The organism is Aristaeella lactis (assembly GCF_018118585.1).
GTDB classification, from domain to species: domain Bacteria; phylum Bacillota; class Clostridia; order Christensenellales; family Aristaeellaceae; genus Aristaeella; species Aristaeella lactis.
The window spans coordinates 1,488,961-1,501,259 of record NZ_CP069421.1; the positions used below are offsets into that span (position 1 = coordinate 1,488,961).

General features: G+C 51.6%; 14 protein-coding genes. 9 read left to right on the forward strand and 5 right to left on the reverse strand.

The window, feature by feature from the left end; genetic code table 11:
• Positions 1–36 precede the first annotated feature (36 nt).
• The 6 genes from JYE50_RS06940 (at position 37) to JYE50_RS06965 (ending at position 6,176) form a co-directional block, all read left to right on the forward strand.
• Positions 37–873: a polysaccharide deacetylase family protein gene (locus JYE50_RS06940; RefSeq protein WP_084096839.1), complete on the forward strand. Its 837-nt coding sequence runs from the start codon at positions 37–39 to the stop codon at positions 871–873.
• Positions 874–901: 28 nt separating this feature from the next.
• Positions 902–1,597 carry a zinc dependent phospholipase C family protein gene (locus JYE50_RS06945; protein ID WP_084096838.1) on the forward strand — a complete coding sequence of 232 codons (696 nt, stop codon included), beginning with the start codon at positions 902–904 and terminating at the stop codon, positions 1,595–1,597.
• A gap of 200 nt (positions 1,598–1,797) precedes the next feature.
• A complete protein-coding gene (locus tag JYE50_RS06950) occupies positions 1,798–2,919 on the forward strand; it encodes a hypothetical protein (RefSeq protein ID WP_084096837.1) in 1,122 nt (373 codons plus the stop codon).
• 147 nt (positions 2,920–3,066) lie between these two features.
• Positions 3,067–5,004 carry an EAL domain-containing protein gene (locus tag JYE50_RS06955; RefSeq protein WP_084096836.1) on the forward strand — a complete coding sequence of 646 codons (1,938 nt, stop codon included), beginning with the start codon at positions 3,067–3,069 and terminating at the stop codon, positions 5,002–5,004.
• Between the two features lie 173 nt (positions 5,005–5,177).
• Positions 5,178–5,735 (forward strand): hypothetical protein, encoded by a 558-nt coding sequence (locus JYE50_RS06960; protein WP_084096835.1) that lies wholly within the window; start codon positions 5,178–5,180, stop codon positions 5,733–5,735.
• Positions 5,736–5,921: 186 nt separating this feature from the next.
• On the forward strand, positions 5,922–6,176 hold the full coding sequence (locus JYE50_RS06965; RefSeq protein ID WP_084096834.1) for a hypothetical protein: 255 nt from the start codon (positions 5,922–5,924) through the stop codon (positions 6,174–6,176).
• A gap of 435 nt (positions 6,177–6,611) precedes the next feature.
• On the opposite strand, the gene JYE50_RS06970 is transcribed toward JYE50_RS06965, so the two are convergent.
• Positions 6,612–7,088 (reverse strand): pyridoxamine 5'-phosphate oxidase family protein, encoded by a 477-nt coding sequence (locus JYE50_RS06970; RefSeq protein ID WP_084096833.1) that lies wholly within the window; start codon positions 7,086–7,088, stop codon positions 6,612–6,614.
• Positions 7,073–7,567 carry a VOC family protein gene (locus tag JYE50_RS06975; protein WP_084096832.1) on the reverse strand — a complete coding sequence of 165 codons (495 nt, stop codon included), beginning with the start codon at positions 7,565–7,567 and terminating at the stop codon, positions 7,073–7,075. The genes JYE50_RS06970 and JYE50_RS06975 overlap by 16 nt, the downstream gene beginning before the upstream one ends.
• 460 nt (positions 7,568–8,027) lie before the next feature.
• Between JYE50_RS06975 and JYE50_RS06980 the strand changes: the two genes are divergently transcribed.
• The 3 genes from JYE50_RS06980 to JYE50_RS06990 all read left to right on the forward strand — a co-directional run bounded on the left by JYE50_RS06980 (position 8,028) and on the right by JYE50_RS06990 (position 9,934).
• The gene (locus JYE50_RS06980) at positions 8,028–8,270 is read left to right on the forward strand and encodes a hypothetical protein (protein ID WP_084096831.1); all 243 of its coding nucleotides are present in this window, start codon (positions 8,028–8,030) and stop codon (positions 8,268–8,270) included.
• Positions 8,271–8,460: 190 nt separating this feature from the next.
• Complete coding sequence (locus JYE50_RS06985) at positions 8,461–8,760, forward strand: hypothetical protein (RefSeq protein WP_084096830.1); 300 nt, start codon at positions 8,461–8,463, stop codon at positions 8,758–8,760.
• A gap of 340 nt (positions 8,761–9,100) precedes the next feature.
• Positions 9,101–9,934 (forward strand): YdcF family protein, encoded by an 834-nt coding sequence (locus tag JYE50_RS06990; RefSeq protein ID WP_084096829.1) that lies wholly within the window; start codon positions 9,101–9,103, stop codon positions 9,932–9,934.
• Between the two features lie 71 nt (positions 9,935–10,005).
• On the opposite strand, the gene JYE50_RS06995 is transcribed toward JYE50_RS06990, so the two are convergent.
• The 3 genes from JYE50_RS06995 to JYE50_RS07005 all read right to left on the reverse strand — a co-directional run bounded on the left by JYE50_RS06995 (position 10,006) and on the right by JYE50_RS07005 (position 12,257).
• Entirely contained in the window at positions 10,006–10,305 is a 300-nt protein-coding gene (locus JYE50_RS06995) for an STAS domain-containing protein (protein ID WP_084096828.1), read from the reverse strand.
• 39 nt (positions 10,306–10,344) lie between these two features.
• Positions 10,345–11,319 carry a P1 family peptidase gene (locus JYE50_RS07000; protein WP_084096879.1) on the reverse strand — a complete coding sequence of 325 codons (975 nt, stop codon included), beginning with the start codon at positions 11,317–11,319 and terminating at the stop codon, positions 10,345–10,347.
• Positions 11,320–11,543: 224 nt separating this feature from the next.
• A complete protein-coding gene (locus tag JYE50_RS07005) occupies positions 11,544–12,257 on the reverse strand; it encodes a hypothetical protein (protein ID WP_084096827.1) in 714 nt (237 codons plus the stop codon).
• Between the last annotated feature and the right edge of the window lie 42 nt (positions 12,258–12,299).

Genomic DNA, 12,299 nt, shown 5'->3' on the forward strand with positions numbered 1-12,299 from the left:
TAGAATAATCAAAAACAGAAAACAAGGAGAATTCTTATGGCCAATATGATCATGCGTTTCCCGGGCGGCCTGCCCAAGGCGCTTACCCTAAGCTACGATGACGGTGTGGAACAGGATGAAAAGCTGATCGCCATCGCGGAGAAATACGGGCTGAAGGGCACCTTCAACATCAACAGCGGATGCTTCCCGCCGGAAGGGACCACCTATGCTCCCGGAACCATCCACCGGCGTATGCCCCTGAACCAGCTCAAAGAAGTATACGCAAAAAGCAGCTGGGAGATCGCTGCCCACGCTTATACCCACGCCTCCCTCGTGGGCCTTCCCGCCAACATTGCGGCGGAGGAAGTACTCCGGGACCGGAAAGAACTGGAAAGTCTCTTCGACACGGTGATCCGTGGCTTTGCCTATCCCTACGGCGCCTTTGATGACCAGAGTGTCGGGGTCCTGAAAAGCTGCGGCATCTGCTACGCGCGGACCGTGCAGTCCACCCGTGATTTCCATCTGCCGAAGGACTGGCTCCGCCTGCAGGCCACCTGCCACCATAATGATCCGGAACTGATGAATCTCGCGGAAAAATTTGTCAAAGCCCGGAACTGGTGGGATCCCATGCTCTTTTACCTCTGGGGCCACAGTTATGAATTTGAGGCCAATGATAACTGGGATGTGATTGAGCGCTTTGCCCAGGCTGTCAGCGGCAAAGAGGATATCTGGTACGCGGCCAACATCGAGATTTATGACTACTGCCGGGCGTTCAGCCAGCTGGTTTTCAACACAGCCATGACGCTCTGCGTCAATCCCACCGCACGGGACCTGTGGTTCGCGTACGGTGAAAAGGAAGTACACATTCCCGCCGGAAGCACCGTCTCCTTCTGATATTTCTGATTTATTGGAGTAACGATCAATGTCCTTTCAGATGATCCACATGGAGATCGCCTACAGGGTTATGGAAAAGCTCAGCCTCACGGAAGGCCGGGAAGCCTTTATGCTGGGTTCTGTTGCCCCGGATGCCGTCCATATGCGGGCGGATTATACCGTTGAAAGCAAGATCCACTCCCATCTGTTTGAGGGCTGCGGCCCCTGGGGTGAAACCCGGGACAACGACAGATGGCTGCGGAACATGGACCGGTTCTGGGAAACCTTTGGGGAAGCGGTGTCGGATCCCCGCAGAAGGATGCTTGTCGCCGGCATCCTCACTCACTGCATCACCGATTACTGGAATGATATCAGCATCTGGACCGCCACCCGGCGGGAGTACGTTCCGCCCATGGATCCCGGCCAGTTCAGGGAGACATTCTACACTGAAGCGAAAGCCATCGACAAATGGCTTTACCATACCAGTGCCCATACGGGAGAGATCCGTTCCCTGCTCGCTGCGGCAGAGGAAGAAAGCCTCACGGACTATTTCACAGCGGAAGACACCGCGAAGATCAAAAAACACCTGCTGAACGTCCAGTACAATGCCCCTGTGCCGGATATCTCCGGCTTCACGTATTACCCCCGTCCAAAGCTTGAGCGGTTCCTCGCTGATGTCCCGGAGGACATTGCCCGCAGGCTCCGTGCCAAAGGGATCACGGGCAGCCTCCTCTCCCTCCCCTGATGACTGCCATACCACGCCGATGTTTTCATCGGCGTTTTTTTGTTTGCGAAAAAAAGATTTCCGGAACGAAAACCTGATCCGCTTCTGATTCGTCTTATAGGTGAAGCAGCAAATCCACGGAGGAGGTGAAGTCCCGCTGTAACAAGCCTTTTCACTGTTTATTGAGAATGAATGAATAAAAATACAGGAGAAAGAATACCATGAGTCTGACAAAGCGTTTATGCTCATTCCTGGCCGGTCTGGCCCTTTGCGGAACCTGCCTGTTCACAGGCGTCTGCGCGGAAGCAGCGGTTCCGGACCGGTGGCAGGGCGAATACCAAGCCTATGGCCGCACCATCAAAGTGGATACGGAAATCACCGTTCCGGAGAAAACAATCTTTCCGATCCTGGCTGTGGAGGAAATGAAAGAACTATCCACGGAAGATATAAAAAAGTACAAGGAGTACTTTGAAGCTCTGGAAAAAGGTGGAAGAAAGAATTGTTTCCAGAGCCGTTACAACCTAATCCACATCCAATATTTTGATCACAAATCCCATCCCGATGCGTCCAATCCCGGTCTGGTGACAACGCCAGCACATATGCTGCCGGAATACGACCCGGACAAAGCCTATGCCGAGGATAATGACCTCACCGTTAATGAGGCGCTGGATCTGGTCCGAAAGAACATTCAGCTCATATACCCGTCCGTGGACTACAAAATTCAGGACATCGTCCTCTATGACCGTACGAAGTACCGGAAATCCGGGAAAAAGTTGGATGATAAAGGCCAGTATGAGCTTGGATGCATGCAGCTGATGGATGGCATCCCTGTAGCCGGAAGTATCCATGACGCATTCAGACACGAACGGACCCGGCATGACGCAGTCATCGCAGGTTTCGGTTCTGCCTGGGGTCTCGTGACAGATCAGAACAATTTCGAATACTCCTACACCCTTTGGGACACCGTTGCCGAACTGGGCACCCCGGACCAGTGCCTGCCCTTCGAGGCCGTGAAACCGGCGCTGGAAGAGATGATCATGAGCGGAAACATCCGCTGTGTCCGCCATATCGATTGGGGTTACGCCCAGTATGATCTCCCGGAAGGCAGCAAATACGAATATGTCCTGGTTCCCGCATGGGTTGTTTGGGTGGACTGGGCGGATGACTCCACGGAAGAACTGGAAACAGACGCGGTGAACGGAACCGGCTTTTATACGGAGGCTTATTATTACAAGCCCATCATCGTGGATGCGTTGACCGGAAAAGCGACCAATCCGAATGATGAAAGCGAAGGCCGTATGCTGCTCCCGGAATCTTATATGAAATGGGTTGCTGATCAATAATAGTATGATTTCCTGCCCTGCCGGCCGGACAGCCGCTGTGCTGTCCGACCGGTTTATGCTTTCTGCCCGCAGAAGGTTTTTTCTTTTCCCCGGCGAATATAAAATAGATAAAGCATCTTTTTTTACAGCAGGGGGATTAGGAGTTTCATGCAATATATAAGCGAGTTCTGCATTGCAGCAGTAATGGGTACTGCGGTGCTTTTTGCGCTGTATTTCCTGAAACGGAACTATGATACGCCGCATAACCGGCTCTTTTTCTGCATGGTCGTCATCAACCTGCTTGCCTCCGCGCTGAATATCGTTTCGATCGACAGCATATCCCACCCCGAACAGTATACCCCCTTTTTCCGGGATGCAATCAACCTTACTTACCTGTGGCTGTATAACCTGCTGGCCGGCGTTTTCATGCTGTACGCGGATAATGTCACCAAGATCCCGCAGATTAAGACTCCTGTCCGGATCTTCTTCTTTTCGGTCCATCTCCTGGAAACCTTCCTGATCTTTACCTCCCCCACCACAAGGTGGATCGCCTACTTTGACGAAAACCTGCTGTACTGTCACGGGATTCTCCATCCTCTGCTTTACGCCATTGCCTACGCGGAGATCCTGGCCGGCCTGCTTTTCTACGCCGCCTGCCGGAAGCGCTTTAACCATTACCAGAAGGTCTCCGTTTTCTGGTATGCCGTGGTCAATTTCATCGCACAGATCTTCCAGATCATTTTCCCCCGTTACGTCATCGGCAATTTCATGACGACCCTGAGCCTGTTTTTCCTCTTTATCGCTTTTGAGAATCACGCGTATTACCTGTTCCAGACCACAATGTGCTATAACCGCTACGCGTTTATCACCACGGTCCGCCGCCTGCAGAAGCGCAGGACACCGTATCAGATTATGGCCCTGAACATGGATTATATCCGCACTTCCGCCGTTGCCTCCCGTCCCTCCACCATTGACCAGCTGACGATTCTCCTTGCGGAACGGGTTGACAGCGCTTTTGCCGGGAAGGTCTACGTCCTGTCCAATGAGTGCTTCGCGATTATTGAGGAGGACGCCTCTCCGTCATGGGGCCAGTCCGCGCGGGAAAAGATACAGGAATACTTTTCCGCCCCCTTTGTCCTCACCCTGCAGGATAAAACAGAAACCACGCGGATTTCACCCCTGATCCGGACGATCCGCGTTACGGAGCGTTTCCCGGACGGCTACGCTCTCCTGGATTACCTGACCGGCACGGAAAACACATCTTCCGCCGCCCTGTCCGACGAAACGGTGGACACCGTCCTGGAGTCCATGCGTCATGACCAGCAGATCCTTCACATGATCGATAAGGCCCTGGAAAACCGGACTTTCAAAGTCTTTTACCAGCCGATCCTGGAGGTTTCCTCCGGCACCTACCGCAGTGCGGAGGCTTTGATCCGTCTCCGGGACGGCAACGGATCCTTTGTCAACCCGGAGGAACTGATCCGCGTCGCGGAGAAAAACGGGCGCATCAACGCCGTAGGCCTGTTCGTTTTTGAAGAAGTATGCCGCATGATCCGGGACCGGGATACGAAGAGCCTGGGCATCAATTGCATCCAGGTCAATCTGTCCCCCCGCCAGCTGCGGGAACCGTCCCTCGCGGATGACCTGCTGGGTATGCTTCAGAAATACGGTCTTTCCACGGATGCCATCAACCTGGAGATCACAGAAACCGCCGAGATCACCCGGTCGGAAAAGGAACAGGTGGTCTCCTTCATGGAGCGCATGCGCGAGGAGGGTGTTGCCTTCAGCCTGGATGATTACGGCTCCGGCTTCGCCACCATCGGTACGCTCCTGACCTATCCGGTGAACATTGTAAAGTTTGACCGGGATATTCTCTGGAAAGCCATGACGGAGCCTTCCGCCATGACCATCCTCAAAACCTCCCTCAGTGCGGTCAAGGGTATCGGTAAAAGAGCCGTGGTCGAGGGCGTGGAAACAAAAGAAATGGAGCAGATGCTCCGGGAAAACGACTGCGACTATATGCAGGGCTTCCTCTTCTCCCGTCCTTTGGCTGAGGAGAACTTTATCCGCTTTATCCGGGAGCATAACCCGGATGAGGGAGAATGATCTCCTTCCTGCCATTGCCCGGATAAGCATGTAAACCAATTTGTTACGTATCCCGTTGCGTCTGTTTTATATTCTGTAATATTTTGTAATTTATTTGGAATAATTTGCAGGTTTGCAGCGTTATATGGTTGGTATATACCAAACCATATTTTCTGTTTGTAAAGGAGGAAATTATGCGCAAGTCAAAATGGTTGGTTTTCCTGATGGCGGTTATTCTCTGTATGGTTTCCGTTTCTGCGGCCTTTGCAAAAGTCCCCCCGCTGGAGGAAGATGAGACCGATGCCATGGAGCAGCGGATCTGCAAACTCCTGCAGAATGAGGGCTACAAGACAGACTACTGGAAAGACGTCCGCAGCATCAATATCCGGTACATGGATGATTATTACCATATCACCCTGGAAACAAAAAAAGGCAAAAACTATGGTGCCGATGTCTCCCCCAAAGGCGCTGTCCTTTCCCTGGCCAGCAACGCAGGAACAGAAGGCTCCCCGGAAGAGAATCCCAAGCTGGACAAGGACACCATGAAGAAAATCCAGGATAAAGTGGATTCCTTCCTGAAGGAAGTCAACCCTGACCTGCTCGAAAAGATCGGAAAGCTCAAGGTACAGAAGTCCCTGACAGATGGGGACACGGTCTATGTGGAAGTGGTTGATTCCAATAAAAAAGTGTTCTTTGAGCTGAAAATTGAACCCACTGTCCAGCTCGTGGTCTACACCCAGAGGAAAAAATAACCGTAACCCGTTGAAATACAACATCAGAAGCTCTCCGTGAGGAGGGCTTTTGTTAATGAATTTCCCTTTTTGAATATATGTTCAAACAGAAGATAGAATGAATTCACTGTGTGTTCACGGTTTTTTCACGAAACGGGAATAAAGTTCAGTTGTGCACAAAGGTGCAGATCGAAAGGAAGATGAACCGTGAGCAAGGGAGAACTGATCAGTAAAATCGAAGACGCTTTCAGGATGGTCATAGCCATCAGCGGAAGAAAGTTTCAGATCGACCGGGATGAAGAGGACTGGCTCACCATTTCAGAAAGGCAGCGCCAGAATTCGGTAAAGCACTATTCCGATACCTATGACCTGGTCAGCCGGTATAAGATAGACGGAAATCCGCTTAAAAACTACATCGACTCCATCACCATTGAAGAATACGTTGCCCTGCTGGACGCGTGATAAACCGCCGGGCATCCGCATGGCCAAAGGGCTGAAAGCATGAAAAAAGCAACCGTTCGGTTGCTTTTTCTCATTCTGTGGAGGACCGATCTGCGGATTGCTTTCACCGGCCTGCAGCCTGTCGCATTTCTTCGGCCGTACGCGGATCGGTGTACGCACTTTACAGCTATATTTGCACATTCCCCGCAGCCTGCAGCATACCGCATTTCTTCGGTCGCAGGAGAATGTCAGCACCGGACCCGATTCCTGCCCGGCATATCTTTATACGGGGTCAGGACGGTTGGGGCAGTAAATCTTTCCTGCCGCTGCGGGAATGATCGCCGCGTTGTAAACGCGCCCGGCATCGAACGCAAAAAGCACCTCCGTGGAGGTGCTTTTTTGCTGTCTGCGTCTCAGCCGGACATCCGTATCGGGATACGGTGGTGAGCTGCGTCCTCAGGATTCGTTTACAAGCTTTCCGGTCATATGGTCAATGGTCAGCTCCAGGCACTGCACCCTGGGCAGCGCGTTTTCCAGCTCTCTCCGGATATATTCCTCATCATCCGTAAATTTTCTGCACAGGCTGGCGCAGATCGCTTTCGCCTTTTCCTCGTCGGTAACCGGGCTGATCCGTCCGAAAACGACAACGCTTCTGATATTCAACGCCCATTCGCCTTCTTTTCTGTATCCGGCGTCATGCACACAGAAGCTCACCCGGTTGTCCTTCGTGACCGCATCCATTTTATGCCCGCATTTGGCTCCGTGGAAATACAGCTTCCCGTCCTCCGCGTTGTACCAGTGGTTCATGGGAATGCCGTAAGGATAGCCATCCTCCCCGTACATGGAAAGGATGCCTCGCTTTTCCTCCTGCAGAATCCGGATGCATTCCGCCTCGCTGATCTGCTGTCTGATCCGTCTCATGGGTCTGAACATGTTTTTCCTTCCTGCCTTTCATCATTCTCTAGCCGCTTATCCGCCTGGGCCTGCAGGGATTCCGGAGGCATTTCCATCACTTCGATCTCCGTCCCGTCCGGATCATGGGTCCAGAACATCCAGCATTTGGAGTTCCCTCTCCTGATTTCTGAATCCAGCGGCCCTCCGGCTGCTTTCACAGCGTCATAGGACCGGCGGATATCCTTTGTCATCAGGCACAGATGGCACACACCGATCACATCCGGTCCGGCGTTTTTTTCCCGGGTACCGTCCGGAAAAAGCTCCAGGTACTGGCCCCGTGCCAGGAACAGATAGACCGTGCCTATGGAGCCATCCTCCCTGTACATACGGAAAGCCTCCCGCAGTCCAAGCACGTCTGTGTAATACAGGATGCTGTCCTGAATATTTCGTGTGCGGATGGCCGCATGGCTCAACCCCGCAACCGTCTGAAAATCCCGGTCATCATTCTGCCTGCTCATAGTATTTCCTCCGCGTTCCTGAACAGTTCTGTGTCTTCCTGGGGCCCGTTATATTATACCGGTTCCCGTCAGAATGAATGAGAGAACGACAGAAGCGATCCAATTGCTCCTGCTGTCGGGCTTCCCCTGGTAATACTGTTCGACATCCGGGTCCTGTTTTCCCTTTGGAGATTCATGCTTCAAACATGCTTATGATTTATGATAAAGGCGTAAGACGCATCAATCCGTCGTGATTCTTGCCTGCCTCAGGCATACAAGTATCCGATATCCTTTCCGGCTTTGAGAAGACGTGTTCTTTTTATCCACGTGAGTTCCGGAAAAGTTCCCTCAGCTGTCACCTGCGCATTGTTCGGCGTTTATACATTGTTTATTATTTGTATTGTTTTGTTGATACATATATCCGTAAATCCTTCCACCTGCTATAATGATAAAAAAGAAATCACATAAGGAGGATCCATTCATGAACAACAAGGGTGTCGGCGTAGTTTTTTGCATTATTTCCGCTGCTTTGAAAATCACACAGTACCTGACGATCGCCATTTTTGCCCAGAATCGTTTCACGACATCCTGGAGTGCCGACGATATTGAGCACTACATGTCAGATTATATTGGCCCCGCTCTGCCGGTCTGGTCCACCATTGCCCTGATCGCTGGAATCATTTTCCTTGCTTATGGCATTTTTCAGGACGTGAAGAAAAAGTAAGAGTCATCGTAAACGTTTTTATTCGACTCATTGATGAAAGGCCAGTCAAAGCTCTCCCTATGGGAGAGCTTTTTATAGGATCTGCCATTCAGGATCTGATCTATTTTTCTTATTTAGCCCTGTTTTCTGTCCCCCGGGTTGTAGTAAACTGCAGCACAAGCGGTCTCTGCCGCGAACGGAGGATAATATCATGAAGAAACAGACCTTTTACGTAAACCTCAGCGACAACGCCTTCTTCCCCAGCGGGGAGGTCGTTGCGGATGACCAGGCCATCACCTACAGGACATACAATCTGACAGTCCCCGCCGAATACCTCAGTATCGAAATGAAGTATACGGATATTGGCTATATTTATCATGAAAAGAAACGGTTTTTCCCGGCGGTTATCGTTCATATGACAGACGGCAAAAACTACAAGTTCATCTTCAGCTTCGCCCGTAAAAAGTTCTATGAACTGATGAAAAGCAAAGGCGTTACGGTCAATGTGTGAATCAAAAGAGCTCTCCTTGCGGAGAGCTCTTTTTTATTTCAGCAGGGATGCCAGCTCATCGGATTCGTTTACGCATAACAGCGCTGCTTTTTGTGCCTCAATCCCAAGGAACGAAAAGGCAGTTCCGTCAACCGAAACCATATACCATTTATCACCATAACGGGCGATCATCGGATTAATGACCAGTATCTCCCCGTCCACGTCCGCAGCGGCCAGGACATTATTCCTTCAATACCCGGGAGCAAAATCGAAGGGCTGTCCATAGTCTGGAAAATCAGGGGCCTTTCATGATATACTGACACAGAAACAGATAAACTCATATACAAGGGGGAATCCGAAAATGAAGCTTAATCGGCTTGCAATTATACTTGTTATCTGCATTGCTGTCGCGGCTGTGATTCCTGCCGTCACCGGGGAAGAAACCCAGGCGCTGATCCAGTCTCAGATTGAACGGGCTGTTGTTTCCTACGCAGCCGCCGGGACACGGGATGAGCAGGCGTTGTCGGCTCTTGCTTCTCTCGATCCATCCCTTGGAGAGAAATGGACACGCATTATGGATCTTTGGGATGCGCCTGTTTCAGTCAATGAGCAGCTTCCGGACGATCTGCCGGATGATGATTCGCTGTGCCTGGCAGCCCTCGGTTTCCAGCTGAATCCGGATGGGACAATGCGGGAAGAACTGGTTGAGCGGCTGAAAGTGCTGAAGGCCGCATCAGAGCAGTATCCCAATGCGCTGATTGTCTGTACCGGCGGCGGTACAGCTGCTGAGGATCCTGCAGCCACAGAGGCTGGCCGGATGGCGGAATGGCTGGAATCGCAGGGTGTGAATCCTTCCAGGATCATCGTCGAGGATCACTCCCTGACAACCGCGCAGAACGCCATTTACACCTTCGATATTTTGAATGAGCAGTATCCTCAGGTCCGACAGATCGCGATCATCTCCAGCGATTATCATATTGCTACCGGAACACTGCTGTTCGGTGCGGAAGCGATCCTGAGGAGCAGCGATATTGAGGTCGTCAGCAACGCCGCGTGGCAGGCACCCAGTGGCACACTGTCCACCATGTTCCAGGCCGGTGCGCTGATCGAATTGTCCGGAGATGTGAAAACAGCCTTTGAGATCTATTATGACACATATGATATCCATGAACTGCCGCCGTTGCAGGGGAAGTGATCCATCTCCTGCCGCGTTCAGGCCAACAGAAAAAGCTCTCCGCAAAGGAGAGCTTTCCGTTATATTACTAATCAGCCGTTTTTCAGCACGCGGGCATACCCGGTCAGTGTAAGGATTTCCTGAACCTGCGGGGAAGTAACATTGCGCAGCAGTACTCCGTCTTTTTCTTTCATGATCTTATAGGCCTGGATCAGTACACGGAGACCTGCGGAAGAAATATAGCTTACTTTTTCCATGTCAAAGATAACCTGCCGGACCTGGTCATATCTTGAGGCAAGGAATCTTTCCAGTTCCGGTGAGTGCAGCGTATCCAGTTCGCCTTCCGGTGCCGCTATGAGAACACCATCTTCTATCTGTTCCTGAATGATCATCCGTTCCTCCCCTTTCCTTTTTATCGTCAGCACAGGCTGTTACTCTGCCAGGCCCAGTTCAGATGCGGAAGGATAGCCGTACGCGCTTTCCGCGTTTCTGATCGCCCGGATGATCGCTTCGCTGACAACCTCCGCCGACAGCGTTCCTGTCAGGTCCTGGTCAGCCTCCACCTCACCGACGGAAACGGCATATATGCTGTCTCCATCCGCTGAAGTATGGACAGGGTTTATGGATCTCGCATACCCGTCATGTCCCATTCCGGCGATCTTGCATAACTGGGCCTTATCAAATTTGGCGTTCGTTATGATGACCGCGATCGTCGTATTGCCCGTGAACTTATTATCAACGACTTCCGTACTGGCTTTCATCTGCTCAACCGTGCTGCGCAGTCCCTGCTTGTCCTCTGTCAGAAGTCCTGCTATCTGCTGTCCGTTCTTCCAGTCAAAAACGTCTCCTAATGCATTCACAACAACGACAGCACCAATCTTCAGGTCCCCGATCTGAACAGCGTAGCTGCCAATGCCGGATTTCATGCAGTAATCCATTCCCAGGCATTTACCGACCGTTGCGCCGCACCCGGCCCCGTAGTTGCCGTCCCTGTAATTGGGCGCCTCCATGGCTGTTCTTGCCGCTTCATAACCCATATCTCGATCCGGACGGACGTGCGGGTCGCCAACCGTCAGGTCAAAGATGTCCGACTGTACCACCAGCGGAACCTTCGTCACGCCGACATCATATCCATACCCGCGTTCCTCCAGGTATTCCATCACCCCGTTTGCTGTGCCCAGTCCATAGGCACTGCCTCCGGCAACCACGATCGCGTGGATGGTCTGGGCAGACATCAGCGGGTTCAGCAGCTGGCTTTCTCTTGAAGCGGGTCCGCCTCCGCGTACGTCAAGCCCGGCCCGCATTCCGTCTTCCGCAATGAATACAGTACAGCCTGTTCCCGCTTCCGTGTTTTCTGCCTGCCCAATGCGAATGCCGCTGATCTCTGTGATCGGTATTTCCCGCATAATCGTCTCTCCCTGTTCTGCAAACACAGTTGATAGAGCAAATACTGTGATCGCGATAATAAGGATACAGGAAACCAGTTTCATTTTGTTATCTCCTTCTATCGATAAAATGAAGAAGAAAAGATCATATCATCCTTTTTCATGTGCCTGTTATATATTATACCACTTCTCTGCCCTGTAAAAAAGCACCTCCGGAGAGGTGCTCGGAATGGTTATATTGTGCGTCAGTCAATAATCGACAGGTGATCGATACAGGCCGGAAGATGCATCATATGATGATACGTCATGGGTGTCAGGATCATTCCGGCCCGGGTCAGTCTGCCCCAGAACACCAACAGCCACACAGATCGGAAGTCCGTGGTAACCCCGCCGACTTCCAGGATCCTCATGACCCACTCTTCGGGGACCATGGATTTGATCTCATCCAGCGTCAGCTTCTCCAGAATGGTCCGGGTATTCTTTCCTACGGTGATCATATAATCGCGCAGTGCTTCCGCGTTGATTTTCTCACCGAAATCCCTGACTTCGTCCGGTTCCAGCGCATTCCCTGTGTCCGTGATGGTCGCGCCGATTTTCTTCTGCCATTCATCGTTGAAGATCTGATCCTGATCAGCCATCAGAATGTTACTGACCAGATCCTCAATGCGGTAGGTATGCCAGAACTGCCAGCAGAGCGGCACCATATCCGTTCCGGCGTAATGCAGATCCGTATCCCAGATCTGCCGGGGAACCAGCTTATTCTGGTTCCCTGCCAGCATATAATCCAGTACATAATCAGCAATGGTCTTTTCAGACGCACCGGAAACCTCCGCCGGATGCACCATTGCGTGAACTTCCAGCGTCAGCTGTTTCATCCGTTCCAGATCATCCCCGGCCAGGGCTGCTTTCAGTTCTTCGTATTTCGTTTCAAAAGCCTTATACAGTGCTGCCTTGTTCATGATAAATCCTTTCCGTTTTCCTGCAGGTTATCAGTTTATTTA